The organism is Brevundimonas sp. FV2ps16, from assembly GCF_058681075.1.
The window spans coordinates 2,378,028-2,404,049 of sequence record NZ_CM178728.1; the positions used below are offsets into that span (position 1 = coordinate 2,378,028).

At 66.2% G+C, this 26,022-nt stretch carries 27 protein-coding genes; 18 read left to right on the forward strand and 9 right to left on the reverse strand.

All coding sequences use genetic code 11. From position 1 onward, the window contains the following. Nucleotides 1–116: 116 nt before the first annotated feature. Complete coding sequence (gene ahpF / locus ACW170_RS11505; protein WP_492086807.1) at nt 117–1,703, forward strand: alkyl hydroperoxide reductase subunit F; 1,587 nt, start codon at nt 117–119, stop codon at nt 1,701–1,703. Between the two features lie 41 nt (nt 1,704–1,744). Here the strand turns inward: ahpF and ACW170_RS11510 are convergent, their stop codons facing one another. From ACW170_RS11510 to ACW170_RS11525, 4 genes are all read right to left on the reverse strand, one after another. Continuing rightward, nucleotides 1,745–1,942: a hypothetical protein gene (locus ACW170_RS11510; protein ID WP_492086808.1), complete on the reverse strand. Its 198-nt coding sequence runs from the start codon at nt 1,940–1,942 to the stop codon at nt 1,745–1,747. Between the two features lie 122 nt (nt 1,943–2,064). After that, nucleotides 2,065–2,721 (reverse strand): HAD family hydrolase, encoded by a 657-nt coding sequence (locus ACW170_RS11515; RefSeq protein ID WP_492086809.1) that lies wholly within the window; start codon nt 2,719–2,721, stop codon nt 2,065–2,067. An 8-nt stretch (nt 2,722–2,729) separates the two neighbouring features. Continuing rightward, complete coding sequence (gene mazG / locus ACW170_RS11520) at nt 2,730–3,494, reverse strand: nucleoside triphosphate pyrophosphohydrolase (RefSeq protein WP_492089171.1); 765 nt, start codon at nt 3,492–3,494, stop codon at nt 2,730–2,732. A 26-nt stretch (nt 3,495–3,520) separates the two neighbouring features. After that, complete coding sequence (locus ACW170_RS11525; RefSeq protein WP_492086810.1) at nt 3,521–4,879, reverse strand: MFS transporter; 1,359 nt, start codon at nt 4,877–4,879, stop codon at nt 3,521–3,523. 135 nt (nt 4,880–5,014) lie between these two features. On the opposite strand from ACW170_RS11525, the gene ACW170_RS11530 reads away from it, so the two are divergent. The 3 genes from ACW170_RS11530 (at nt 5,015) to ygiD (ending at nt 7,381) form a co-directional block, all read left to right on the forward strand. Next, the gene (locus ACW170_RS11530) at nt 5,015–5,872 is read left to right on the forward strand and encodes a D-alanyl-D-alanine carboxypeptidase family protein (RefSeq protein ID WP_492086811.1); all 858 of its coding nucleotides are present in this window, start codon (nt 5,015–5,017) and stop codon (nt 5,870–5,872) included. Nucleotides 5,873–6,015: 143 nt separating this feature from the next. Then, entirely contained in the window at nt 6,016–6,618 is a 603-nt protein-coding gene (gene wrbA, locus ACW170_RS11535) for an NAD(P)H:quinone oxidoreductase (RefSeq protein WP_492086812.1), read from the forward strand. Between the two features lie 4 nt (nt 6,619–6,622). Further along, entirely contained in the window at nt 6,623–7,381 is a 759-nt protein-coding gene (ygiD, locus tag ACW170_RS11540; protein WP_492086813.1) for a 4,5-DOPA-extradiol-dioxygenase, read from the forward strand. A gap of 43 nt (nt 7,382–7,424) precedes the next feature. On the opposite strand, the gene ACW170_RS11545 is transcribed toward ygiD, so the two are convergent. Further along, nucleotides 7,425–8,969, reverse strand: a complete 1,545-nt coding sequence (locus tag ACW170_RS11545; protein WP_492086814.1) for an AMP-binding protein — start codon at nt 8,967–8,969, stop codon at nt 7,425–7,427. A gap of 171 nt (nt 8,970–9,140) precedes the next feature. Between ACW170_RS11545 and lipA the strand changes: the two genes are divergently transcribed. The 14 genes from lipA (at nt 9,141) to lpdA (ending at nt 21,081) form a co-directional block, all read left to right on the forward strand. Beyond that, a complete protein-coding gene (lipA, locus tag ACW170_RS11550) occupies nt 9,141–10,103 on the forward strand; it encodes a lipoyl synthase (RefSeq protein WP_492086815.1) in 963 nt (320 codons plus the stop codon). Nucleotides 10,104–10,110: 7 nt separating this feature from the next. Then, nucleotides 10,111–10,563 (forward strand): type II toxin-antitoxin system RatA family toxin, encoded by a 453-nt coding sequence (locus ACW170_RS11555; protein ID WP_492086816.1) that lies wholly within the window; start codon nt 10,111–10,113, stop codon nt 10,561–10,563. Further along, complete coding sequence (locus tag ACW170_RS11560) at nt 10,560–11,675, forward strand: NAD(P)/FAD-dependent oxidoreductase (RefSeq protein WP_492086817.1); 1,116 nt, start codon at nt 10,560–10,562, stop codon at nt 11,673–11,675. Before ACW170_RS11555 ends, ACW170_RS11560 begins: the two co-directional genes overlap by 4 nt. Further along, entirely contained in the window at nt 11,672–12,196 is a 525-nt protein-coding gene (locus ACW170_RS11565; RefSeq protein ID WP_492086818.1) for a GNAT family N-acetyltransferase, read from the forward strand. The genes ACW170_RS11560 and ACW170_RS11565 overlap by 4 nt, the downstream gene beginning before the upstream one ends. Before the next feature lie 145 nt (nt 12,197–12,341). Then, complete coding sequence (gene rpmF / locus ACW170_RS11570; protein ID WP_035305966.1) at nt 12,342–12,524, forward strand: 50S ribosomal protein L32; 183 nt, start codon at nt 12,342–12,344, stop codon at nt 12,522–12,524. Nucleotides 12,525–12,635: 111 nt separating this feature from the next. Continuing rightward, a complete protein-coding gene (locus ACW170_RS11575; RefSeq protein ID WP_492086819.1) occupies nt 12,636–13,253 on the forward strand; it encodes a hypothetical protein in 618 nt (205 codons plus the stop codon). An 87-nt stretch (nt 13,254–13,340) separates the two neighbouring features. After that, nucleotides 13,341–14,618, forward strand: coding sequence for a phosphopyruvate hydratase (eno, locus tag ACW170_RS11580; RefSeq protein ID WP_267513073.1), 1,278 nt, complete (start codon nt 13,341–13,343; stop codon nt 14,616–14,618). Nucleotides 14,619–14,756: 138 nt separating this feature from the next. After that, complete coding sequence (locus tag ACW170_RS11585; RefSeq protein ID WP_492089172.1) at nt 14,757–15,056, forward strand: FtsB family cell division protein; 300 nt, start codon at nt 14,757–14,759, stop codon at nt 15,054–15,056. Between the two features lie 133 nt (nt 15,057–15,189). Further along, nucleotides 15,190–16,218, forward strand: coding sequence for a pyruvate dehydrogenase (acetyl-transferring) E1 component subunit alpha (gene pdhA, locus ACW170_RS11590; protein ID WP_271165954.1), 1,029 nt, complete (start codon nt 15,190–15,192; stop codon nt 16,216–16,218). Nucleotides 16,219–16,221: 3 nt separating this feature from the next. Beyond that, on the forward strand, nt 16,222–17,592 hold the full coding sequence (locus tag ACW170_RS11595; RefSeq protein WP_492086820.1) for a pyruvate dehydrogenase complex E1 component subunit beta: 1,371 nt from the start codon (nt 16,222–16,224) through the stop codon (nt 17,590–17,592). After that, nucleotides 17,589–17,888, forward strand: a complete 300-nt coding sequence (locus ACW170_RS11600; protein ID WP_492025543.1) for a DUF5076 domain-containing protein — start codon at nt 17,589–17,591, stop codon at nt 17,886–17,888. The genes ACW170_RS11595 and ACW170_RS11600 overlap by 4 nt, the downstream gene beginning before the upstream one ends. Further along, a complete protein-coding gene (locus tag ACW170_RS11605; protein WP_492086821.1) occupies nt 17,885–19,177 on the forward strand; it encodes a pyruvate dehydrogenase complex dihydrolipoamide acetyltransferase in 1,293 nt (430 codons plus the stop codon). Before ACW170_RS11600 ends, ACW170_RS11605 begins: the two co-directional genes overlap by 4 nt. 15 nt (nt 19,178–19,192) lie before the next feature. Beyond that, nucleotides 19,193–19,672 carry a glutathione peroxidase gene (locus ACW170_RS11610; protein ID WP_492086822.1) on the forward strand — a complete coding sequence of 160 codons (480 nt, stop codon included), beginning with the start codon at nt 19,193–19,195 and terminating at the stop codon, nt 19,670–19,672. A gap of 2 nt (nt 19,673–19,674) precedes the next feature. After that, entirely contained in the window at nt 19,675–21,081 is a 1,407-nt protein-coding gene (lpdA, locus tag ACW170_RS11615) for a dihydrolipoyl dehydrogenase (RefSeq protein WP_492086823.1), read from the forward strand. Nucleotides 21,082–21,140: 59 nt separating this feature from the next. On the opposite strand, the gene ACW170_RS11620 is transcribed toward lpdA, so the two are convergent. The 4 genes from ACW170_RS11620 to ACW170_RS11635 all read right to left on the reverse strand — a co-directional run bounded on the left by ACW170_RS11620 (nt 21,141) and on the right by ACW170_RS11635 (nt 26,020). Continuing rightward, entirely contained in the window at nt 21,141–21,323 is a 183-nt protein-coding gene (locus tag ACW170_RS11620) for a DUF3606 domain-containing protein (RefSeq protein WP_055753752.1), read from the reverse strand. A 79-nt stretch (nt 21,324–21,402) separates the two neighbouring features. Next, on the reverse strand, nt 21,403–22,494 hold the full coding sequence (locus ACW170_RS11625; RefSeq protein ID WP_492086824.1) for a PLP-dependent cysteine synthase family protein: 1,092 nt from the start codon (nt 22,492–22,494) through the stop codon (nt 21,403–21,405). Nucleotides 22,495–22,589: 95 nt separating this feature from the next. Beyond that, nucleotides 22,590–24,947, reverse strand: a complete 2,358-nt coding sequence (locus ACW170_RS11630) for an ATP-dependent helicase (RefSeq protein WP_492086825.1) — start codon at nt 24,945–24,947, stop codon at nt 22,590–22,592. Nucleotides 24,948–25,300: 353 nt separating this feature from the next. Next, nucleotides 25,301–26,020 carry an SIMPL domain-containing protein gene (locus ACW170_RS11635; RefSeq protein ID WP_492086826.1) on the reverse strand — a complete coding sequence of 240 codons (720 nt, stop codon included), beginning with the start codon at nt 26,018–26,020 and terminating at the stop codon, nt 25,301–25,303. Nucleotides 26,021–26,022 lie beyond the last annotated feature (2 nt).

A 26,022-nucleotide genomic window follows, 5' to 3' on the forward strand; every position in this document is an offset into this window, starting at 1 on the left:
CGTCGGCGGGGGCGCGTTGCGTTTCCAGCCCCCGCCGACATTCTTCTTCATGTCTCGCCTCGCCCGCGGTCGGGCTTGCAGGCGTCATGAGTTCAACTGTTTCAAGGACCTCTCCCATGCTGGACGCCAATCTGAAATCTCAGCTCGAGGCCTATCTGAAGAACATCGTCCATCCGGTCGAACTGGTCGCCTCGCTGGGCGCCGGGCCGAAGTCGATCGAGTTGAAGACCCTGCTGGAGGAAATCGTCTCGGTCTCGCACGGCAAGGTCGAGATGGGGCGCGACTATGACGACGAGCGCCAGCCCAGCTTCCTGATCCGCAGGAAGGGCACGGACATCGGCGTGCGGTTCGCGGGCATTCCGCTGGGCCACGAGTTCACCTCGCTGGTGCTGGCCCTGCTGCACGTCGGCGGCCATCCGTCCAAGGCGGCGCAGGAGGTGATCCAGCAGGTCAAGGACCTGGACGGCGACTATGTGTTCGAGACCTATTTCTCGCTGTCGTGCCAGAACTGCCCCGACGTGGTGCAGGCCCTGAACCTGATGAGCGTGCTGAACCCGCGCATCAAACACGTCGCCATCGAGGGCGGCCTGTTCAAGGACGAGGTCGAGGACCGCAAGATCATGGCCGTGCCGACGGTCTTCCTGAACGGCGAACTATTCGGTCAGGGCCGGATGGAGCTGGAGCAGATCGTCGCCAGGCTGGATTCGGGCGCCGAGGCGCGGGCCGCCGAACGGCTGAAGGCCAAGGATCCGTTCGACGTCCTGGTCATCGGCGGCGGCCCCGCCGGGGCGGCGGCCGCGATCTATACCGCGCGCAAGGGCATCCGTACCGGCATCGCGGCCGAGCGGTTCGGGGGCCAGGTGCTGGACACCATGGCGATCGAGAACTTCATCTCGGTGCCCCATACCGAGGGGCCGAAACTGGCCGCCCATCTGGAACAGCATGTCCGCGAATATGAGGTGGACATCATGAACCTGCAAAAGGCGGCCAAGCTGGTGCCGGCCAAGGTTCCGGGCGGACTGCACGAGGTGGTGCTGGAGAACGGCGCGAGCCTGAAGTCGCGGACCGTCATCCTGGCCACCGGCGCGCGCTGGCGCCAGATGAATGTGCCGGGCGAGGACCAGTACAAGAACAAGGGCGTGGCCTATTGCCCGCACTGCGACGGGCCGCTGTTCAAGGGCAAGCGGGTGGCGGTGATCGGCGGCGGCAACTCGGGCGTCGAGGCGGCCATCGACCTGGCGGGCATCGTGGCCCATGTGACCCTGATCGAGTTCGACAGCGAGTTGCGGGCCGATGCGGTGCTGCAACGCAAGCTGGCGACCCTGCCGAACGTGCGGATCGTCACCTCGGCCCTGACGACCCAGGTGCACGGCGACGGCGAGAAGGTGACGGGCCTGTCCTACAAGGACCGCAACTCCGACGCTCATCACGACGTCGATCTGGAAGGCGTCTTTGTCCAGATCGGCCTGGTGCCGAACACCGAATGGCTGAAAGGCGCCGTAGGCCTGACGACGCGCGGCGAGATCGAGGTGGATCACCGAGGCGAGACGTCCCAGCCGGGCATCTTCGGCGCGGGCGACGTGACGACCGTGCCCTACAAGCAGATCGTGGTGGCGATGGGCGAGGGCTCCAAGGCGGGGCTGGCGGCCTTCGACTATATGATCCGCACGGTTCCGGCGAAGGAAGAGGTCGTGGCGGCCTGATCGTCAGGTCCGCCGGCGGCTTAGGACGGGTCTTTCGGTCGTTACTTCAAGGCGACCTGGTCGAAGATCCAGCAGAACGCCAACAGCAGGACGAGGCCCTGTGCGAACAGGCCGCCCAGGCCTGGCGCACTGCCGGCGTGTGATCCGCCCGCGTAGGCTTCGCGGGTCTGGGCCTCCTCGCGGGGGCGCGTCGGCGGGGCGTCGTAACCCCCCGTGCAGCTATGCTTGTCGTCGTTCACTCGCCCGCTCCCTCGCCTGAGTGTCATCCCATCGAGCCGATGCTGTACGGCGAAGCCTAAAGCCCAGGTATAGAGATTGGGTTACCGGCGGTTTGCCACGCGCAAGCCGGCGGGAGCGACGTCTAGCGATCCATGAAGGCGGCGACGGCGGCGTAGCTGTCGGCGATATGGTGGGCCCCGCGCGCGACCAGCCGGTCGGCGTGGCCGTCGCGGATATGGCCGCCGGCGGTCAGGCCGACCACGGTCATGCCGGCGGCGACTCCGGCGGTGACGCCCGCCTCGCTGTCCTCGATCACCAGGACGCGGGCCGGGTCGACGCCCATGCTGTCGGCGGCGTGCAGGAAGATGTCGGGGTGGGGCTTGCCGCGCTCGACCACCAGGCCGGTGAAGACGGCGCCGTCGAAATGGTCGGTCAGGCCGAACAGGTCCAGGCCGACGCCGATCCAGTCGGGGCCGCTGGACGAGGCGATGCAACGGGCTTCGGACCGGGCGGCGACGAAGTCGATCATGCCGGGGACGGGCTTGAGGTGGATCGGCGCGCGGGCGCGGCAGGTCGCGAACCAGGTCGTGTGGAAATCTTCGGGGCAGGGCCGGCCCAGGGCGGCCTCGACCGCCGGCCGGTTGTCGCGCCAGCGCTTGCCCGTATAGGCGGCGAGGACATCGTCCAGGCTGGTGGGCAGGCCGATGGCGGTCAGCTGCTCGGCCATGACGGTGCTGTTCAGCACCTCGCTGTCGGCGACGACGCCGTCGTAGTCGAAGATGATCAGGTCGTAGGGCATGCGGCGGCTCAGGATGGCGAGCCGGCCTTCTCGGCGACCTTTGCGGCGTCCCAGAGGCGGTCCATCTCCTCCAGCGTCGATTGGTCGGGGGTGCGGCCGTCCTTAGCCAGTTCAGCCTCGATGAAGCCGAAGCGGCGCACGAACTTGGCGTTGGTCGCGCGCAGGGCGTCTTCGGGCTCGACGTCCAGCTTGCGGGCCAGGTTGGCGACGACGAACAGCAGGTCGCCCAGCTCCTCGCGCGCCTTGGCCTTATCGCCGGCGGCGATCTCGACGCGCAGTTCCGCCACCTCTTCGGCCAGCTTGTCGAACACCTCGTCGGTCGAGGGCCAGTCGAAGCCGACGCGGCCGGCGCGCTTGGTCAGCTTGGCGGCGCGGGTCAGGGCGGGCAGGCCGACGGGGACGTCGTCGAGGACGCCGGGCTTTTTGCGGTCCTTGCGTTCGGCGGCCTTGATGGCTTCCCAGGCGACGGTCTGTTCTTTTGAAGACCGTTGGGCTTCGTCGCCGAAGACGTGGGGGTGGCGGCGTTCCAGCTTGTCGGCGATGGCCGTGACCACGTCGTCGAAGGCGAACAGGCCCTGTTCCTCGGCCATGCGGGCGTGGAAGACGACCTGGAACAGCAGGTCGCCCAGTTCGCCCTTCAGCTCGTTCAGGTCGTTGCGCTCGATGGCGTCGGCGACCTCGTAGGCCTCTTCGATCGTATAGGGGGCGATGGTGGCGAAGGTCTGCTCCACGTCCCAGGGGCAGCCGCCGTCCGGGTCGCGCAGGGTCTGCATGATGCCCAGCAGGCGGTCGATGGGCGTCACGCCTTGGCTCCCGCGTCGCGGGCGTCGAGGGCCTGGCGGATCTCGTTGTGGCGGGCGGCGGTCAGGGGGTAATTCTTCAGCGCCCAGCCGGCCAGCACAAGCAATACGCCGGGGATCAGGATGAAGAGGATCTGCAGCGTCAGCAGGGCGGTGTCGCTGTTGCCGTCCGGGCCGGGAACGGCGCGGAAGCCGACCCACTGGAGGATCAGATAGGGCACGAGGGCGACGACGTGGCCGATCTTGGTGGTGGCCGAGAGGATGGACAGCATCAGGCCGGTGCGGTCGACGCCGGTCTCGAACCGCTCCTGGTCGCCGGCGTCGGCCATCATGGCGCGGGTCAGGAACAGGCCGGCGGCGTAGGGCAGGCCGGCGATGAACATGACCACGGCGGTCAGGACGAAATTGCCGCCGGGGACCAGGGTGGCGCCGACGTAAAGGACGGCCGAGACGAGGCTGGCGATCGCCAGGCCCCGGTCCTTGCCGACCCGGGTCGCCAGCCAAGCCCAGAAGGGGGCGCCGCACAGGCCGGCGACGAAATAGAACAGCATGAACAGCCCGGCCTCGGTGTGATCATAGCCGCGGATTTGGCCGAAGAAGAAGAACAGCAGCGAACCGGTGATGCCCGGCGCCACGCCCAGCAGCAGATCGGCGATCAGCAGCTTGCGCACCACGGGCGTCTTCAGCAGGGCCAGATAGGCGGCGAGACTGCCGTGCGGTTGATCCCCGGCGGTGACGGGCTCGGGTACGGCGACCATGGCCAGGCCGATGGTGACCGGCAGGGCGATGATGATGCCCCAGCCCATGATCCGCACCCCGTCGGCATAGGTTCCGATGCCGGTCTGGACCACCACGGTCGGCAGGACCAGGATCAGCACCACGCCGATGATGTTGAACACCTGCCACCAGCCGTAGACGCGGCTGCGCTGATCATATTGCGGCGCGAGAACGGCGGCCCAGCCCAACTGGCCCAGGGTGCCGATGGAGAAGCCGAGGTAGAGAAACAGCAGCCAGCCGAACAAGTAGATCGGCGGCGCGCCCGGCTGAACCACGACGAACATCATCAGGGCCGCCAGCATCAGCATCGGCGTCGAGATCGCCATCCAGGGGCGATAGCGGCCGAACCGGGTCTTGGTCTTGTCCATGCCCCAGCCGAGGAAGGGATCGAAGACGATGTCGATCAGACGCACGGCCATGAAGACGGTCGCGACCACGCCCAGCTCAAGCCCGACGTGGGTGGCGTAGAACTCCGGCAGGGTGACGGGCAGGGCGACGCCAAAGGCCGCCAGCGGCAGGCAGGGGCCGGAGAAGGCGGCGAGCACGGCGTTGGAGCGACGGGGCGCGGCGGCGGCGGTCATGCGACGGGTCCGGGACAGCCCGGATGAGTCGGGCCGACGCAAGATTGCAGGTTTGGACGCGGGAGCGGAGTCGGATTCGGGCGGAAGGCCGTCTGCGCGCTTGCTCCTGAGGGCCGCTTGAGGCTTGCTGGGGAGATGTGGCGAAGTCTTCTCGCGTTTCTGACGATCTGGCTGGTTCTGGCCTTCGCCGGCGCAGCGCGCGCGGCGGGGCCGTGCCATACCAACGCCGACGTCTGGGGCGAGGAGGCCCTGGCCAATGCGGCCTCGGCCTATGGACTGGAGTGGGCGCCGTTCGGGGCGACCGAGTACGGCTGGAGGACCTATGTCCCGCTGATCCAGCAGGAGCTGCACACCCAGTGCGGACCCGGCACGCCGATCTTCGCCTCGCAGCTGGCGGGGTTCCAGCAGACCCATGGCCTGACCCCGACCGGCCTGTTCGACGCCGCCACCTTCCAAGTGTTGCGAGGTTTGTGGCAGGAGCGCCGGCCGTTCGTGATGGCGCGGACCCGAGGGGAATGTCCCGATCCGCCGCCGATCAATCAGCTGGGCTATCTGGTCGCCTCGGAAGAACACGCCGACCGGCTGACCCGGTTGCTCCGCCGTGACGTGCTGGACGCCTATCGCCGCCTGGTCGAAGCCGCGCGTGCGGAGGTTCCAGAGGTCGCCGCCGATCCCGAACTGCTGCAGATCTTCTCGGGCTTTCGCGATCCCGAGGCGGACGCTGCCCGATGCGCCCAGCAGGGCAATTGCGACGGTCTACGCCGGGCGGTCTGTTCACCGCACCGGACGGGGACGGCGGTTGATATGTATGTCGGCCAGGCGCTGGGGCGGGGCGTTGATTCGACCGCGCCGGCCAGTCGAGAACATATGGCGCGGGGGGCAACCTATCACTGGCTGGTCGCCAACGCCGGGCGGTTTGGCTTCGTGCCCTATGTCTATGAGCCCTGGCACTGGGAATATGTGCGGCCTTGGGATCCGGCGTTCGCGCCCTGAACATCCAGCAAAATTTCATGAAGCCAATCGCCCGTTTGCGCGCTGAAGCGTGAAGGGGGGCTTGCGCCAAGGCAGGCGGCGCGCCAGATTAGCAATGGTCATTGTTGCGAATAATGGCCCAGTCACCCAATGGAGTTCTTCTGATGCCCAAGATTCTCGTCCTTTATCATTCCACCTACGGCCATATCGAAGCCATGGCGGAAGCGGTCGCCGAGGGCGCGCGGCAGATCGAAGGCGCCGTCGTCGATATCAAGCGCGTGCCCGAACTGGTGCCCGAGGAACTGGCCAAGGCGTCCGGTTACAAGCTGGACCAGGCGGCGCCTATCGCCAAGGTCGAGGACCTGGCCAACTATGACGCCATCATCATCGGCGCCGGCACGCGTTTCGGCACCGTCGCCTCCCAGATGCGCAACTTCCTGGATCAGACCGGCGGCCTTTGGTTCAACGGCGCTCTGGTCGGCAAGGTGGGCGGCGCCTTCACTTCGACGGCGACCCAGCACGGCGGCCAAGAAACGACCCTGATGGGCCTGGTCCAGACCCTGATGCACCATGGATTGATCGTCGTGGGCCTGCCCTATTCCTTCCAAGGCCAGATGAACATGGACGAGATCACCGGCGGCAGCCCCTATGGCGCCACCACCCTGACCAAGGGCGACGGTTCGCGGATGCCCAGCGAGAACGAACTGGACGGCGCCCGCTTCCAAGGTCGCCACATCGCCGAGATCGCCAAGAAGCAGTTCGGCTGATCCGATGCGCCAGCCCGCAGTCTTCTTCGGTCACGGTTCGCCGATGAACGCTCTGGGCGGTCCCTATGGGGCCGCCTGGCGCGACCTGGGCGAAGCTGTGGGCAGGCCGCAGGGGGTGGTGATGATCTCCGCCCATTGGGAGACGCGCGGGCTGGGCGTCACCGCGCAGGAGCGGCCCAAAACCATCCATGATTTCGGGAACTTCCCGCGTGAACTTCATGAGTTTCAATATCCCGCACCTGGGTCGCCTGAACTGGTGGCCCAGGTCGCGGAACTGACCGGGGCGGTGCAGACGACCCAATGGGGTCTGGATCACGGAACCTGGTCGGTGCTGTGCCATGTCTGGCCGGACGCCGATGTGCCGGTGGTGCAGCTGTCGCTGAACCGGGAGCTGACGGCGCGTCAGCACTATGAGTTGGGCAAGGCTCTGAGGCCGCTGCGGGACGAGGGGATCGTCATCGCCGGCTCGGGCGACTTCGTCCACAATCTGCGGACCTGGAAGCGGGAGCCGGGGGGCCAGCCCTATGCCTGGGCGACCGGGTTCAACGAGGCGGTGAAGGCGGCTTTCGAGAGAGGCGACCACGAGGCCCTGATCGACTGGGTGGGGCTGGCTGAGGACGCGCAACTGAGCGTGCCGACCGACGAACATTTCCTGCCGGTGCTGTATATTGCCGCCCAGCAGGCGCCGGGCGAGCCGGTGAGCTTTTTCAACGACAGCATCGACGGCGGGTCGATCTCGATGACGGGCGTGCGGATCGGGTGATCTTCACCTCTCCGTTCGCCTGCGCGAACGGGGAGGTGAAAAATCAGGCGCTTTCGACCATCTTCTGGATCGTCACATAGTCGGTCTTGCCGCTGCCCAGGACAGGGACTTCGGCGACCTTGACGATCTTCTTGGGCACGATCAGCTCGGGGGCGCCGTTGGCGCGGGCCCATTCGGCCAGGGGGGCGACCTCGGCCTCGGCGTGGTCGGTGACCAGGACCAGTTTTTCGCCCTTGCGGGTGTCGGGGATGGAGACGACGGCGTGGCGCTGGTCCGGCCAGACCGCGCCGGCGATGCCCTCGACCGCCGTCAGGGAGACCATTTCGCCTCCGATCTTGGCGAAGCGTTTGGCGCGGCCCTTGATGGTGATGTAGCCCTCGGCGTCCACATCGACGATGTCGCCGGTGTCCAGCCAGTCGTCTTCGACAGGCGACCATTCCAGCGGCTCGGCCGAGGTGACATAGCCGCTCATCACATTGGGCCCGCGCAGATAAAGGCGGCCGCCGTCTGCGATGCCTTCGACCGGCTCCAGCTTCCAGTCCAGACCCGGCAGGATCTGGCCGACCGTGCCGGGGGCGTTGCGGTCCGGGTGGTTGACGGCGACGACCGGCGAGGCTTCGGTTGCGCCGTAGCCTTCCAGCAGTTCGACGCCGCCGAACTTGGTGTTGAACAGGTTGCGGGTTTCCTCGCGGACCTTCTCGGCGCCGGCGACCACGAACTTCAGGGTGGCGAAATCGTCGGCCTCGGCGACGCGGCCGTACTGGTTCAGGAAGGTGTCGGTGGCGAACAGGATCGAGGCGTTCACCTGGGGCAGCAGGTCGGTGATCTGTTTGGCGTGCAGCGGCGACGGATACTGGAAGGCCTTCAAGCCTTGAAGCAGCGGCAGGATGACCCCGCCGGTCAGGCCGAAACAGTGGAAGGTGGGCAGGGGATTGAACATTACCCATTCCGGCAGCAGGTCGATATGAGCCGCGACCTGACGGGCGTTGGCGACCAGGTTCTTCTGGCTCAGCACCACGCCCTTGGGCGTGCCGAAACTGCCCGAAGTGAACAGGACGACGCCCGGCGAGTCCGGATCGGTCTTGACGCGGAAACGCTTGGGCGCGGCGCCGGCGGCGAGGCCGTACAGCTTGTCGGCCAGGCCGATGGTCTTTCGCACGTCGTCCAGCCAGACGACTTCGGCGACCGTTTTCAGTTCGACGATCAGGTCGTCAAGCTTGGCCTGGTCGATGAAGCGTTTGGCGGTCAGGACCTTCTTGACGCCCGAGGCCTTGATGGCGGCTTTCAGATTGGCCTCGCCGGCGGTGAAGTTGAGCATGACCGGCACGCGGCCATGCGCGTGCAGGCCGAAGAAGGTGACGACGACGCCCATGGACGACGGCAGCAGGATGGCCACCCGTTCGCCCAGCTCGGTCATGTGCGCGATCTTGCGGCCCAGGACGAAGGCGGCGCGGATCAGGCCGGTGTAGGTGAGGGGATGGCGATCCTGGTCCTCCAGGATTTCCTTGTCGCCGAAGCGGGCGCGCGCATCGATCAACGCGTCGATCAGCGAGGTGTCGTACAGCGAGGGATCGAGGGCCTGGCGCAAACGCGTCTCCTGCGGAGGGCGCGAGGGGCCCTCTCTGTTGTCGGGCGTCCGTCATTAATGACGCGACGGCGTCTTGAAAAGATAGGTTACGCGGCGTGAGTTCCCAAGCGCGCCATCATCTGTAACCGCCTGTGGCTTGCCATTGGACGTCGGAAGGCCGAAATACCGGCCATGGTCACCCTGATCGACACCCTTCAGCGCAAGCCGTCGGAGCTGCGCCACCCGGAAAAGCAGAACCGTCCGGAGTCGGTCGTTCTGAAAAAGCCCGACTGGCTGCGCGTCAAGGCGCCCGGCTCGGGCCAGTATAATGCCACCAAGGACATCGTCCGCTCCAAGGGTCTGCACACGGTCTGCGAAGAGGCGGCCTGCCCGAACATCGGCGAGTGCTGGAGCCAGAAGCACGCCACCCTGATGATCATGGGCGACACCTGCACGCGGGCCTGCGCCTTCTGCAACGTCAAGACAGGCCTGCCCCAGCCGCTGGACCCGGAAGAGCCGGGCAAGGTCGGGCTGGCGGTGGGGCAGATGGGGCTGAACCACGTGGTGATCACCTCGGTTGACCGCGACGATGTGGCGGACGGCGGGGCGGCTCACTTCGCAGAGGTGGTGCGCCAGATCCGCCTTCAGGCGCCGAACACGACCATCGAGATCCTGACGCCCGACTTCTTGCGCAAGGACGGGGCGGCGGCGGTGATGATCGACGCCAAGCCGGACGTCTTCAACCACAACCTCGAGACCGTTCCGCGCCTGTATCTGAAGATCCGGCCGGGCGCACGCTACTTTCATAGTCTGCGCCTGCTGCAGATGGTCAAGGAGCGCGACCCGGAACAGTTCACCAAGTCCGGCATCATGGTCGGCCTGGGTGAGACCAAGGAAGAGGTCATGCAGGTGATGGACGACATGCGGTCCGCCGGCGTCGACTTCATCACCATCGGCCAGTACCTGCAGCCGACGCGCAAACACGCCGCCATCGACCGGTTCGTCACGCCGGAAGAGTTCAAGGCCTATGAGGCGATCGCCCGGGCCAAGGGCTTCCTGATGGTGTCGTCTTCGCCGCTGACGCGTTCGTCGCACCACGCCGGCGACGATTTCGCCCGGCTGAAGGCCGCGCGCGAGGCGCAGCTGCGCCGCTAAGGTTCGAATGGCCGTCCACCGCGTAACGCGCATTCTTCCCTATGCGCCAGAACAGCTTGCCGATCTGGTCGCCGACGTGCGCGCCTATCCCGACTTCGTGCCCTGGGTCACGTCTATGCGGGTCTGGAACGAGCGGGCTGAGGGCGAGGGCGTCGCCGTGCTGGACGCGGAGGCTGGTGTCGGCTTTTCCTTCCTGAAGGAGCGGTTCTCGACCTGGGTCCGGCATGATCGCAATGCGCCCAAGGTTGAAGTCGGCCTGTTGCGCGGGCCGTTCAAGCATCTGAAGAACCGGTGGGAGTTCTTCCCGCATCCCGACGGCGCGCGGCTGGAGTTCATGATCGACTTCGCTTTCAAGTCCCGCATGCTGGATATGATGCTGTCGGCCAACTTCGACCGGGCGGTGGAGAAGCTGATCGGCTGTTTCGAAGCCGAGGCGCAGCGGAGGTACGGCGGCCGATGAATTTCGATTTCGACGCGACCGTCGTGGGCGCCGGGGCTGTGGGCCTGGCCTGCGGTCGGGCGTTGTCGAAACGGGGCTTGACGGTGCTGGTGCTGGAGAAGGAAGGCCATATCGGCCAGGGCGTCTCGTCGCGCAATTCCGAGGTGATCCACGGCGGCCTCTATTATCCAACCGGATCGCTGAAGGCGCGCTTCTGCGTCGAGGGGCGGCGGGCACTTTATGACTTCCTGGCTAGCCGCAAGATTGATCATCGCAAATGCGGCAAGCTGGTCGTGGCCACGCAAGAGGCCGAGGTCCAGCGGATCGAGGCCATTTTCGAACAGGCGACGGCCAATGGGGTCGAGGGACTGGCGCATCTGACCGGCGCCCAGGCGCGGGCGCTGGAGCCAGAGCTGAACGCCCACGCCGCTATCCTGTCGCCCGAGAGCGGTCTGTTCGACAGCCACGGCTATATGCTGGCCCTGCAGGGCGAGATCGAGGACGCGGGCGGATCGGTCGTGGTGTCGGCCCCGTTCGAGGGCGCTGAATCGCGGCCGGGCGGCGGCTTCACGATCCGTGTGGGCGGGGAGGGGGCGATGGAGGTCTCCAGCCGCCTGCTGGTAACGGCGCCTGGCCTGTCGGCGCAGGCCGTCGCGGCGGCTGTAGAGGGTTATCCGGCAGACGACATTCCGGCGGGCCATTTCGGCAAGGGGATCTATTTCCGCATGGTCGGCAAGGCGCCGTTCGACCGGCTGATCTATCCGCCGCCCATTCCCGGCGCCCTGGGCACGCATTACCGCAAGGATCTGGGCGGCCAGGCCGTGTTCGGTCCCGACCTGGCCTATGTCGCGACCGAGGATTATTCGGTCGATCCGGCCAAGGCGGAGGTGTTCGCCGCCTATATCCGTCGCTTTTGGCCCGGCCTGCCCGACGGCGCCCTGACACCCGACTATGCTGGGATCCGGCCCAAGCTGCATGGTCCGGGCGAACCGCAGCCGGACTTCCAACTGCACGGCGTCGAGCACCACGGGATAGCGGGGCTGATGGCCCTGTTCGGCATCGAGAGCCCTGGCCTCACCAGCTCGCTGGCCATCGGCGAGTCGGTGGCCGCGGCCCTGGCGGAGGCGTCGTGATCTCTCAACTCGTCACGCCGCGCCTCGTTCTGCGACGGGCGAGGCCCGATGATGTCGATGATCTGCATCAGGTTTTTTCATCGCCGGAAGCGATGCGATGGTGGTCGACGCCGCCGCATGAGACCAGGGACAAGACGGCGGAATGGCTGGACAGCATGATTGCCGCTGACCCTGAAAGCAGCGATGACTTCGTCATCGAGGCTCAGGGTCGGGTCATCGGCAAGGCGGGCTTCTGGCGGCTGCCCGAGATCGGCTACATCCTGCACCCGGGCCATTGGGGGCGGGGTTTGGCGACGGAAGCTCTGACCGCTGTGATCGATCATGTGATGACCACGCGGGATATCGATGCGGTGACTGCGGATGTCGATCCCGCTAATGCCGCGTCCATTCGGCTTTTGACGCGTTTGGGCTTCGAACAGACGGGGGCCGCCAGCCGAACCTGGCTGGTCGGGGGCGTCTGGATGGACAGTCTTTACTTCGGCCTGAACCGTGATCGCTGGAAGTCGCGCAAGACGCCTTGAAATCGTCGTGCGGTTCATGCATAAGCCGCGCCTCGCGTGGCGGCTCGGCGTTCTTCTCTCGAAGGACTGGGGCCGCCGCTATTGTTTTCGCGCTTGATCAGGCTTCGGCTCTGGGCGGCGCCCGACTTAGAAGATTGAGACGGACATGGCCGTTCCGAAGCGGAAAGTATCCCCCTCGCGTCGCAACATGCGCCGCGCCCACGACGCCCTGAGCTCGAACGTCTATGTCGAGGACAAGGACACCGGCGAGCTGAAGCGCCCGCACCACATCGACCTGAAGACCGGCACCTATCGCGGTCGCCAAGTCATCACGCCGAAGGAAGACTAGTCTTTCGAAGGCTTCCGGTTCGACCGGACGAAGTTTTTTACGGCGCGCGGTCACCCGCGCGCCGTTTTCGTGCGTTCTGAGAGGTGAAGCTTCTCTGAAGGATGCACGCCCATGATTCGTTTCGCCGCCGTCAGCGCTGTGGCGCTGCTCACGCTCGCCGCCTGCGAACGCCGTGACGACTCCGTGGCCCAGCCGCCTTCGGCCGCAGCGCCGGCGCCCGCCGAAGCGACCCCGCCGGCGCCGGTCGATGCATCGACCCTGACCGCAGACGGTCTGGGCCCGGCGCGAATCGGCATGACGCGCGCCGAGCTGGTGCAGGTGTGGGGCGAGGATTCGCAGCCCGATGCGGTCGGTGGGGCCGATCCGGAAGCCTGCGACGAGTTTCATCCGGTGAATGCGCCCACCGATGTGCGGGTGATGATCCAGAACGGGGTGCTGACCCGGATCACCGCAGCCCGGGAGGCGACGACCAAGACGGATCGCGGCTTTGGAGTCGGCGACACCGGAATGGCGATCAAACAAGCCTATGGCGGCGCCGTCTTCGCGCAATCGCATAAGTACTGGCCAGCGCCGGCTGAGGATCTGTTTGTCTGGTCGCGCGGCGGATCGACCGCCTATGTGACCGATCCCGCCGCGCGCGGGATTCGCTACGAAGTCGGAACGGACGGCAAGGTGACCATGGTTCACGCCGGCGACCCGTCGATCCAACTGGTCGAAGGCTGTTCCTGACGGCAAGCGGCAACAGGCATTGGCGATTCGCGGGGAGACGGCTAAACCCCTCGAACCTGTTTTCCGCCTGAGCCAAAGAGCCGAGCCATGACCGACATCGCCGACATCGTCGCCCGCCAGATCCTCGACAGCCGGGGCAATCCGACGGTGGAAGTCGATGTGATCCTCGATGACGGCTCGTTCGGCCGCGCCGCCGTTCCGTCGGGCGCCTCGACCGGCGCACACGAAGCCGTCGAACTGCGCGACGGGGACAAGGATCTGTGGGGCGGCAAGGGCGTGCAGAAGGCGGTCGACGCCGTCAACGGCGAGATCTTCGACGCCCTGTCCGGAATGGACGCCGAGGACCAGCGTCGTCTGGACGAGGCGATGATCGACCTGGACGGCACGCCCAACAAGGCCCGTCTGGGCGCCAACGCTATCCTGGGCGTGTCCCTGGCGGCGGCGAAGGCCAGCGCCATCTCGGCCGGTCTGCCGCTGCACCGCTATATCGGCGGCGTCTCGGCCCGCGTCCTGCCGACGCCGATGATGAACATCATCAACGGCGGCGCCCATGCCGACAATCCGATCGACATCCAGGAGTTCATGATCCTGCCGACCGGGGCCGAGACCTTCACCGACGCCCTGCGCATGGGCACGGAGATCTTCCACGCCCTGAAGAAGCAGCTGAAGGACGCCGGCCACAACACCAACGTCGGCGACGAGGGCGGCTTCGCCCCGAACCTGGCCTCGGCCGAAGAAGCCCTGAGCTTCATCACCAAGGCGGGTCAGGCGGCCGGCTATCTGGCCGGCGAAGACTTCCATCTGGGTCTGGACGTCGCCTCGACCGAGTTCTTCAAGGACGGCAAATACATCATGGCCGGCGAAGGCAAGACTGTCGATGCCGAGGGCATGGCCGCCTATCTGGTGGATCTGTGCGAGCGTTTCCCGATCGTTTCGATCGAAGACGGCATGGCCGAGGACGATTTCGACGGCTGGCGCCTGCTGACCGAGCGCCTGGGCGACCGGGTCCAGCTGGTCGGCGACGACCTGTTCGTGACCAATCCTGCGCGTCTGGCCGCCGGCATAGGCGAAGGCCTGGCCAACTCCATCCTGATCAAGGTCAACCAGATCGGCACCCTGTCCGAGACCCTGGACGCCGTCGATATGGCCCACCGCGCCGGCTATACCTCGGTGATGAGCCACCGTTCGGGCGAGACCGAGGATTCCACCATCGCCGACCTGGCCGTCGCCACCAACTGCGGGCAGATCAAGACCGGCTCGCTGGCCCGCTCGGACCGGGTGGCGAAATATAACCAGCTGCTGCGCCTGGAAGAGATGCTGGGCGACCAGGCCGTCTATTTCGGCGACGGCATGCTGCTGCGCTAAACCCGTGAATTGTCGGCGGAGAATCAGCGTTCTTCGCCGACTTTCTTACGGTCAAGCTACATTTTGTTAGGCATTTTCGGGCACAGTTCGTGAACTGTGTTTTTCGCGCTCAGAAGGAGCGTTTGAGTGCCCGAACGGATGAAACCGTACCGCCTTTCCCTCGCCCTGTTGCTGTTGCTCGCCTATCTGGGCGTGCAGGCTCTGACGGGCGAGCGCGGCCTGCTGAGCGGATCGTCACGCGACGCCCTGATGGGGCGGCGTGAGGGCCAGCTCGCCCACCTGACCGAACAGCGGCGCGATCTGGAGACGCGGGTGCGCTATCTGCGCACCGACAGCCTTTCCAAGGACCTGCTGGAGGAGCGCGCGCGCGCCGTTCTCGGCTTTTCCGACCCGCGCGACTATGTGATCCGCGTTCAGGCGCAACCCGTTCAAGGGTAAAAACTCTCGCCACTTGAACTATTGTTACAGCCGAGCCCGCACCCCTTTGCGTTCCGGGAAGGAAGGCTGCTAAAGCCCCCTTCCGTAACGATAAGAAGGCGTCGCTCCCCGGCGCCTAGCCGGGAGATGCCGGATGGCGAAAGCCCCAGCCAAAGCCGCTCAGACCACTGCGCCTGACAAGCTTTCAAATACGCCTTCGGCGTCCAAGGAGGACCTCCTCCGCTTTTACCGCGAGATGGTTCTCATCCGCCGCTTCGAGGAGCGTGCGGGCCAACTGTACGGCATGGGTCTGATCGGGGGCTTCTGCCACCTGTACATCGGCCAGGAAGCCGTGGCCGTCGGCGTTCAGGAGAGCGTCAAGCAAGGCCACGACAAGATCATCACCGGTTACCGCGACCACGGCCATATGCTGGCCGCAGGAATGGATCCCAAGGAAGTCATGGCCGAGCTGACCGGCCGCATCGGCGGTTCGTCGCGCGGCAAGGGCGGCTCGATGCACATGTTCGACGTGCCGACCGGCTTCTACGGCGGTCACGGTATCGTCGGCGCCCAGGTGTCGCTGGGCACGGGCCTAGCCTTTGCCGGCAAGTACCGCGGCGATGATTCGGTGGCCTTCGTCTATTTCGGCGACGGCGCTTCGAACCAGGGTCAGGTCTACGAGAGCTTCAACATGGCCCAGCTGTGGAAGCTGCCGGCCATCTACATCATCGAGAACAACCAGTACGCCATGGGCACGAGCATTGAGCGCTCGTCGTCCACGACCCAGCTCAGCCAGCGCGGCGCCAGCTTCGGCATTCCGGGCGAGCAGGTGGACGGGATGGACGTCATCGCGGTTCGGGATGCTGTCAAGAAGGCCGTCGATCGCGCCCGCGCCGGCGAAGGCCCCTATATCCTCGAAGTGAAGACCTACCGTTATCGCGGTCACTCGATGTCCGATCCGGCCAAATACCGGACCAAGGAAGAGGTGGACGAGGTCAAGAAGACGCGCGACCCGATCGACCACATCAAGACCCTGCTGGCCGCCGCCAATGCGACGGAAGACGAGCTGAAGGCCATCGACAACGAGATCAAGGCCATCGTCGCCGAGGCCGTTCAATTCGCCCAAGAAAGCCCGGAGCCTGATCCGTCCGAGCTTTATACCGACGTCTACGTGGAGGCCTGATCCGTGACCGACATCCTCATGCCGGCGCTGTCCCCCACGATGGAAGAGGGCACGCTGACCAAATGGCACATCAAGGCAGGCGACACCGTGTCGGCCGGCCAGGTGATCGCCGAGATCGAAACCGACAAGGCCACGATGGAAGTCGAGGCCGTGGATGAAGGCGAAGTGTTGGAAATCCTGGTCGCCGAGGGTTCGGAGAACGTGAAGGTCAATACGCCGATCGCGCGTCTGGCCGGCGAAGACGGTGCGGCTTCGCCCGCGCCCAAGGCTGATGCTCAGGCCGATACGCCCAAGGCGACCGCCGAGGGCAAGACCGGCGATCCCGAGAAGGCGCCGACCCAGACCTCGACCCCCAAGGTCGAACTGCGCGACCCGGAAATCCCGGCCGACGCCAAGCTGGTCAAGACGACCATCCGCGACGCCCTTCGCGACGCCATGGCCGAAGAAATGCGCCGCGACGACAAGGTCTTCCTGATCGGCGAGGAAGTCGCCCAGTATCAGGGCGCCTACAAGGTCAGCCGCGAGCTGCTGCAAGAGTTCGGCGACCAGCGCGTCGTGGACACCCCGATCACCGAGCACGGCTTCGCCGGCCTGGGCGTCGGCGCGGCCATGGCCGGGCTGAAGCCCATCGTCGAGTTCATGACGTTCAACTTCGCCATGCAGGCGATCGACCACATCATCAACTCGGCCGCCAAGACCCTGTATATGTCGGGCGGTCAGATCCGCGCGCCCATCGTCTTCCGCGGCCCGAACGGCGCCGCCTCGCGCGTCGGCGCCCAGCACAGCCAGGACTATTCGGCCTGGTACGCCCAGGTTCCGGGTCTGAAGGTCATCGCGCCCTATGACGCGGCCGACGCCAAGGGCCTGCTGAAGGCCGCGATCCGCGACCCGAACCCGGTCGTCTTCCTCGAACACGAGATGATGTACGGGCTCGAGTTCGACGTGCCCGAGGTTGAGGACTACGTCCTGCCGATCGGCAAGGCCAAGGTTCGTCGCGAAGGCAAGGACGTCACCATCACGGCGCACAGCCGCATGGTCGGCTTCGCCCTCCAGGCCGCCGAGAAACTGGCCGAGGAAGGGATCGAGTGCGAGGTCGTCGACCTGCGCACCCTGCGTCCGTTGGACACCGACACCATCGTCGAGAGCGTCAAGAAGACCAGCCGCCTGGTCTCGGCCGAAGAGGGCTGGGGTCCGATGGGCGTCGGCGCCGAGGTCGTGGCCCGGGTCATCGAACACGCCTTCGACTATCTGGACGCGCCGCCGCTGCGGGTGCACCAGGAAGACGTGCCGCTGCCCTACGCCGCCAATCTGGAAGCCCTGTCGCTGCCGGGGGTGGACAAGATCATCGCGGCCGTGAAGCAGGTGATGGCATGAGCCTTGACGAGAAGGCCCTGGCCATCCCTGAACAGCTGAGCCAGGTCGATCCCGCACAGGTGACCGAACTGGCGCGGATCTGGTGGGGCGGAACCACGCCCCACATGAACATCCGCCCGGCGCTGAACGAACCCCGCCACATGGGGACGGTTCTGGCCGAGTGCGCCTGGCACTTCTCCAACGCCTACGCCCAGATGGCGGGTCTGGACCAGAAGGAGGCCTTTAAGGCCATCTGCGACGGCTGGACCGACGCTCACGCCCGCGCCGCCCTGACCGAGAAGGAAGTTGCTCAATGACCGACATCCTGATGCCCGCCCTGTCTCCTACCATGGAAGAGGGCGTTCTGGCCAAGTGGCATGTCAAGGTGGGCGACGTCGTCTCCGCCGGGGACGTGATCGCCGAGATCGAAACCGACAAGGCCACGATGGAAGTCGAGGCCGTGGATGAGGGCGAGATCACCGACATCCTGGTCGCCGAAGGCTCTGAGGGCGTGAAGGTCAACACCCCAATCGCCCGTCTGAAGGACGAGGGCGGGGCCGCGGCGCCGAAGCCGGCCGCCAAGGCTGAAGAAGCCCCCACGCCTGAAGCCGTTCCGGCCGCCGCTGAGGCGCCGAAGGCCGCTGCAGCGTCCGCCGCCCCGGCTCCGGCCGCGCCGAAGTCGGACAGCGGCGAACGTATCTTCTCGTCGCCTCTGGCGCGTCGCATCGCCGCCCAGAACGGCGTCGATCTGAAGTCTGTCAAGGGCACTGGCCCGCACGGCCGGATCGTCAAGCGCGACGTCGAAGCCGCCGGCAAGGGCGCCGCCCAACCGGCCGCTGCGACGACCGCCGCCGCCGCGACCTCGGGCATTGCGCCGCGTCAGGTGCAGTCGCTGGCCCAGATGGGGATCCCGGACGGCAGCTACGACCTGATCCCGCTGGACGGGATGAAGAAGGCCGTGGCGCGTCGCATGGTCGACAGCATCCAGAACGTGCCGCACTTCCCGCTGTTCATCGACTGCGAGATCGACCAGCTGATGGCCGTTCGCGCCAAGGTGAACAAGCTGCTGGAGCCGCAGGGGATCAAGGTGTCGGTCAATGACTTCGTCATCAAGGCTGCGGCCCTGGCGCTGAAGATGGTGCCGGAGGCGAACGCCTCCTACACCCCCGAAGGCATCGCCATGCACCACAACGCCGACGTCTCGATGGCGGTGGCGATCGACGGCGGCCTGATCACCCCGATCATCAGGAAGGCCGAGACCAAGGGGTTGGCCCAGATTGCGACCGAGTCCAAGGACCTGGCCAAGCGCGCCCGCGAACGCAAGCTGAAGCCCGAAGAGTTCCAAGGCGGCACCTTCTCGGTGTCCAACCTGGGCATGTTCGGCATCAAGCAGTTCACCTCGATCATCAACGAGCCTCAGGGCTGTATCATGAGCGTGGGCGCGGGCGAGCAGCGTGCGGTCGTCAAGAACGGCCAGGTCGTTCCGGCCACGGTCATGACCGTGACCCTGACCTGCGATCACCGCGTGGTGGACGGCGCGACCGGCGCGCGCTTCCTGCAAGCGTTCAAGCCGCTGATCGAAGATCCCGTCGCGATGCTGGCGTAAGGGGAGGCTGAGGTCATGACCTCGGTCTATGACTTCTCCGCCCGCGCCATCGACGGCACGGAGGTTTCGCTGGACCGTTTTCGCGGTCAGGCGCTGCTGATCGTCAATACGGCGTCCAAGTGCGGTTTCACCGGCCAGTATAATGGGCTGGAAAAGCTGCACCGGACGTTCGTCGACCGTCCGTTCGAGGTGCTGGGCTTTCCCTGCAACCAGTTCGGCGACCAGGAGCCGGGGCGGGCGGCGGAGATCGCCGCCTTCTGCGCCACCAGTTTCGACGTGACCTTCCCCTTGTTCGACAAGGTGGAGGTCAATGGGCCGAACCGGCATCCGCTGTACGCTTGGCTGGCGCAGCAGAAGCGCGGCTTCCTGGGCGCGACATCCATCAAATGGAACTTCACCAAGTTCCTGACCGACCGCGAGGGCAGGGTGGTCGCCCGCTACGCCCCGCAAACTGAACCCGAGGCCATCAAGGCCGACATCGAGAAGTTGATCTGATCATGGCTGCTGAATTCGATCTCGTCGTCATCGGCTCGGGCCCCGGCGGTTACGTCGCGGCCATCCGCGCCAGCCAACTGGGCCAGAAGGTCGCCATCGTCGAGCGCGAGAACCTGGGCGGCATCTGCCTGAACTGGGGCTGTATCCCGACCAAGGCCCTGCTGAAGTCGGGCGAGAAGTTCGAGAGCCTGAGCCATCTGAAGGAATACGGCCTGTCGGCGTCCGGCGCGTCGTTCGACTTCGACGCCATCATCCAGCGCTCGCGCGGCGTCGCGGCGACGATGAACAAGGGCGTCGCCTTCCTGATGAAGAAGAACAAGATCGAGGTGATCGAGGGTTCGGCCAAGCTGGAGAAGGGCGCTGCGGCGCCCAAGGTCGTGATCGCCCTGAAGGCCGGCGGTTCGCGCACGGTCGAGGCCAAGGCGGTCATGCTGGCCGTCGGCGCCCGCGCCCGCGCCCTGCCGCAGATCGGCCTGGAGGCTGACGGCGACAAGATCTGGGCCTATCGCGACGCCCTGGCGCCGAAGAAGCTGCCCAAGTCCTTCGTGGTCATCGGCTCGGGCGCTATCGGCATCGAGTTCGCCAGCTTCTATCGCGCCCTGGGCGCCGAGGTGACGGTCGTGGAGGCGGTCGAGCGCATCATGCCGGTCGAGGACGAGGAGGTCTCCAAGGCCGCCCAGAAATCGTTCGAGAAGCGCGGCTTCAAGTTCAAGCTCGGCGCCAAGGTGACCAAGGTCACCAAGACCGGCGCCGGCGTGAAGGTGGACATCGAGGTCGGCGGCAAGGCCGAGACGCTTGAGGCCGAGGTCTGCATCTCGGCTGTCGGCATCACCGCCAACACCGACGGCATCGGCCTGGAGGCGCTGGGCGTCGAGCTGGACCGCGGCCATATCAAGACCGACGGCCACTGCCAGACCAACGTCAAGGGCCTGTTCGCCATCGGCGACTGCGCTGGCGCGCCCTGGCTGGCGCACAAGGCTAGCCACGAAGGCATCCACGCCGCCGAATTCATCGCCGGCTACAAGACCCCGAACGTCCATTCGCCCATCGCCGGCTGCACCTACGCCCAGCCGCAGGTCGCCTCGGTCGGCGTCACCGAACAGGCCGCCCGCGCCGAGAAGCGCGAGGTCAAGATCGGTCGCTTCCCGTTCCGCGTGAACGGCAAGGCCGTGGCCGCCGGCGAGATCGACGGCTTCGTCAAGGTGATCTTCGACGCCAAGACCGGCGCCCTGATCGGCGCCCATATGATCGGCCACGAAGTCACCGAGATGATCCAGGGCTATGTCACCGCCATCACCATGGAGGCGACGGAAGAGGACATCCACGGTATCGTCTATCCGCACCCCACCATGTCGGAAGCCATGCACGAGGCGGCGCTGGACGCCTACGGGCGTGTGCTGCACATCTGAGTCAGAGACTTAACCGGCCTCGGAGCAATCCGGGGCTGATTTGCTTCAGGTGAACTCAGTCAGCGCTTCTTGCCCAGTTCCGCGGCGATGTCCTTGGTCATGCGGCCGACCTTGCGGTGGGCGGCGGTGATCTGGTCCTTGGTCACGCCCCAGCGTTTCATCCAGTATTCGACCGACTGACGCTCCGATAGGTCGATTCGGTCCTTGTCGATGAAGCCGCGCTTGTCCTTTAGTCCCGCCATGGTCGGCTCCTGTTGAGGTTTTGACCGTTCCGGCCGCTTGGGCCTTCTTAGACCTGTCCGCCCCAACGAAACAGGCGGTTCAGGCCTCCGGCAAGACGCCTGTTTCGAAGAAGGCGTCCAGGCGGGCTTCCCAAGGCGCCGTGTCCAGGCCCTGGGCGGCGATCCAGGCGTCGTCGAAATAGGTCGAGGCGTAGCGGTCGCCGTGGTCGCACAGGATCGACACGATCGAGCCGCACTCGCCCGCGCGCGCCATTTCTTGGGCCAGCTGGACGCAGGCCCACAGGTTGGTGCCGGTCGATCCGCCGCAGGGGCGGCCCAGACGCCGGCTGAGCACGCGGGTGGCGGCGATGGAGGCGACATCGGGCACGACCATCATCCGATCCACGACGTTGGGAACGAAGGAAGGTTCGACTCGCGCGCGACCGATGCCCTCGATCAGGGACGGACGGTCGAGGCTGGTCTGGACCGTCGCATCGGCCCAGTGGCGGTGAAAGACGGAGGCTTCCGGATCGGCGACGCAGATCCGGGTGTCGTGGCGGTTGAAACGGGCGAACCGACCGATGGTCGCCGAGGTGCCGCCTGTGCCCGCCCCGCACACGATCCAGCGCGGCACGGGGCAGGGCTCGCGTCGCATCTGGGCGAAGATGGACTCGGCGATATTGTTGTTGCCGCGCCAGTCCGTGGCTCGTTCGGCATAGGTGAACTGGTCCATGTAGTGGCCGCCCAGTTCGTCGGCGAGCCGCTGGCTTTCCGAATAGGCTTGGCCCGGAACGTCCACGAAATGGCAGCGTCCGCCGTAGAATTCGATGGCGGCGATCTTCTCCTGGGCGGTCGAGCGCGGCACCACGGCGATGAAGGGCAGGTTCAGCATCCGGGCGAAATAGGCCTCGGACACGGCGGTCGAACCGCTGGACGCCTCGACAATGGTCATGCCCTCGCCGATCCAGCCGTTGCTGAGGGCGTAGAGGAACAGCGACCGCGCCAGCCGGTGCTTCAGGCTGCCGGTCGGGTGGCTGGATTCGTCCTTCAGATACAGGGCGATGTCCGACAGAGCCGGCATGTCCACCGGGATCAGATGGGTGTCGGCCGAGCGGTTGTAGTCCGCCTCGATCCGCCGCATGGCCCAGCTAAGCCATGCGCGATCAACGGTGGGACGGGCAGGGGCGGACATGGCGGACTCGGTCGTAGACGGGAAGGCGATGGCTTAGGCCAAAGCTTGGCCGGCGGCAAAGTCGGATGAGGCCCGGCGCGTGGGTTTGGACCCGTCTACTCCGCCTTCTCCACGAAACTGTCGATGACCCGTTTCTCGCCGGCTTTTTCGAAATCGACCAGCAGTTTATTGCCCTCGATGACGCGGACGTGGCCGTAGCCGAACTTCTGGTGGAAGACCCGTTCGCCCTTTTTCCAGCCGGAGCCGGACTTGGGATCGGCGGTGGCGATCAGGCGGCCGTCGCCTTCGATGACGGCCTTGCGGGCAGGGATCCTGTTCGGCGTCTGGGCGGCGGTGAAGCTTTGGGCGCGTTTCCAGCCGGGGGAGGAATAGCCGCTGCCGAAGGAGGGCGCATCGTCCCAGCGGCTCTTGGCCTCCTTCATGCCCGTCGAGGCGCCATAGTAGCCGGTGTCGGATTGCGGATCGACGTGGGCGATGGGCAGTTCGTCGACGAAGCGGCTGGGCAGTTGCGAGGTCCAACGGCCGTAGACCAGGCGGTTGGCGGCGAAGGATATCCGGGCGTCCTGCTTGGCGCGGGTGACGCCGACATAGGCCAGGCGGCGTTCCTCCTCGAGGCCCTTCTCGCCCTTTTCGTCGATGCTGCGCTGGCTGGGGAAGACGCCTTCCTCCCAGCCGGGCAGGAAGACCAAGGGGAACTCCAGCCCCTTGGCGCCGTGCAGGGTCATGATCTGCACCGCCCCGTCGCCGTTCGGATCGTCGCTGTTGGCGCGTTCCAGGTCCATGACCAGGGAGACGTGCTCCAGATAGGCCTGCAGCGTCTCGAACTGCTGCATCGACTGGGTCAGTTCCTTCAGGTTATCCAACCGCGTCTGACCGCTGGTGCGGTCGGCCTTCTGCATGTCGGTGTAGCCGCTCTCCTCCAGCACGGTCTCCATGACCTGCCAGTGGGGCGTGGTCTCGGACAGGGTGCGCCAGCGGTCGATGTCGCGCACGAAGTTGGACAGGGCGGTGCGGGTGCGGGCCTGAAGCTCGTCGGTGTTGATCAGGCCGCGCACGGCGGTCAGGGCCGACAGATCGTGCTGGCGGGCGATCTGCAGGACCTTCTGAACGCTGGTGTCGCCGATGCCGCGCTTGGGCACATTGACGATCCGCTCGAAGGCCAGATCGTCGTCCTCGGATAGGATCAGCCGCAGATAGGCATGGGCGTCGCGGATTTCGGCCCGTTCGAAGAAGCGCGGCCCGCCGATGACCTTGTAGGGGACGGCCAGCATGACCAGCCGTTCCTCGAAGGCCCGCATCTGGAACGAGGCGCGGACCAGGATGGCCATGTCCTTGTACTTCAGGCCCGGCTCGCCGGCATGGGGACGACGCGCGGTCTCGATTTCGTCGGCGATCAGCCGGGCCTCGGCCTCGCCGTCCCAGACGCCGCGCACCCGCACCTTGTCGCCGCTGTCGTCCTCGGTCCACAGGGTCTTGCCCAGCCGGTCGCGATTGGCGGCGATCAGGCCCGAGGCGGCGCCCAGGATGTGGCTGGTCGAGCGATAGTTGCGCTCCAGCTTGACGATCTTGGCGCCGGGGAAGTCGCGCTCGAAGCGCAGGATGTTGTCCACCTCGGCCCCGCGCCAGCCGTAGATAGACTGGTCGTCGTCGCCGACGCAGCAGACATTGCCGGTCGAGGCCGTCAGCAGCCGCAGCCACAGATACTGGGCGACATTGGTGTCCTGATATTCGTCGACCAGGATGTAGCGGAAGCGGCGTCGATATTCGTCCGCTAGATCCGCGTGTTTCGACAGGATGGTGATGTTGTGCAGCAGCAGGTCGCCGAAGTCGCAGGCGTTCAGACTGCGCAGGCGGGCCTGATAGGCGGCGTACAGGCCCTGACCCTTGCCGTTGGCGAAGTCCTCGCCGGGCGGCAGCTTCTCTGGCGTCCAGCCGCGGTTCTTCCAGTGGTCGATCAGGCCGCTCAGCGACTTGGGCGTCCAGCGTTTGGTGTCGATGTTGGCGGCTTCCAGCAGCTGTTTCAGCACCCGTTCCTGGTCGTCGGTGTCCAGGATGGTGAAGCTTGATTTCAGCCCGACAAGTTCGGCGTGGCGACGCAGGATCTGGGCGGCGATGGAGTGGAAGGTGCCCAGCCACCGTAAGCCTTCGGCCGAAGGGCCGATCAGATGGGTGATCCGCTCGCGCATCTCGCGTGCGGCCTTGTTGGTGAAGGTGACGGCCAGCAGTTCCCAGGGCTTGGCCCGGCCGGTCGCCAGGATATGGGCCAGACGGGTGGTCAGCACCCGCGTCTTGCCGGTGCCCGCGCCGGCGAGGACCAGGACCGGCCCCTCGGTCGTCTCGACCGCCTCGCGCTGTTCAGGGTTAAGGCCCGCCAGATAGTCGCGCGCCTCACCCTCCTGCGGCGCGCGCGCCCGGGCCAGGTCTGAAATACGGGGGGCGGGAAGATCGGTCACAGGCGGGAAAAGGTCCGGTCAGTCAGAATCGAATAGGGGAACATAAGGGGACCGGAAGGCGATGTCAGGGCCGCCGCAGAAATGAAACGGCGGAACCGCCTTGATCGACGGCCTGTTCACCATAGCGATGCAACGAAAGGCGCAGAGGATGACGCGACCGCCGAACAAGAGACCGGGACGAGACACAGGCGGCTGGCGCGCCTTCGCCCTGGGCATGCTGGGGATGTTCGTCGTGATCACCGTATGGATCGCACTCTTTGAGACCACTGGAGAACGGGAGATCGACGAGGTCCGAAGCGAGCGGCCTCTGTCCGAGGCCGTTCGTCCGGATGAGGGCCGAGAGGCTGGGCCCTCTATTTCAGACTATAGGTGATGGTGGTGACGACCCGGACCTTCTTGTCGATGGAACCGGACTCGTCGCCGCCCGAACCGTCGCGCGGCAGGATCTCGAACGAGCCTTGGGTGGCCTGACGGATCGGACCCAGGGGCGTGCCGGAGTCCTTGGCGAACTGTTCCGCGCCGGTGCGCGCCGCCGCCGTGCCCTCGGCGATCATCTGGGGCCGGACGGCGTTCAGCTTGGTGAAGATATAGGACGGGCCCTGGAAGTCCTGCAGCACCACGCCCTGGCGCACGAGGTCGTTCAGGGCGCGGGTGGTGGCCTGGACCCGGGCGACATCGCCGGTTCGGACGATGACCGTCTGGGCCAGGATGAAGCGGGGGCCGCCGTTCTGGGCGCTGTATTCGCGCGAGCGGGTGTCGGCGACCTCAAGCCGACCCAGATCGACGGCGTCGGCCGGATAGCCCTGGGTCTTCAGGAACTGCCGCACCAGGGCCAGATCGCCGTCGATGCGCGCCTGGACCTCGGACAAGACCTCGCCCGAGGCGGTGAAGCGCAGCGGCAGAACGGCCAGATCCGCCTTCACCTCGCGTTCCGACAGACCGCGCACCGTTACGGTTCGGTCGCCGGCGCGGGCATGGATCACGCCCTGGCCGATCAGCGCGCCGGCCCCGATCAGGCCGACAGCCAGCAGGCCCCCGAAGGCGGCGGCGGGGATCAGGCGTTGGGTGTCCATGT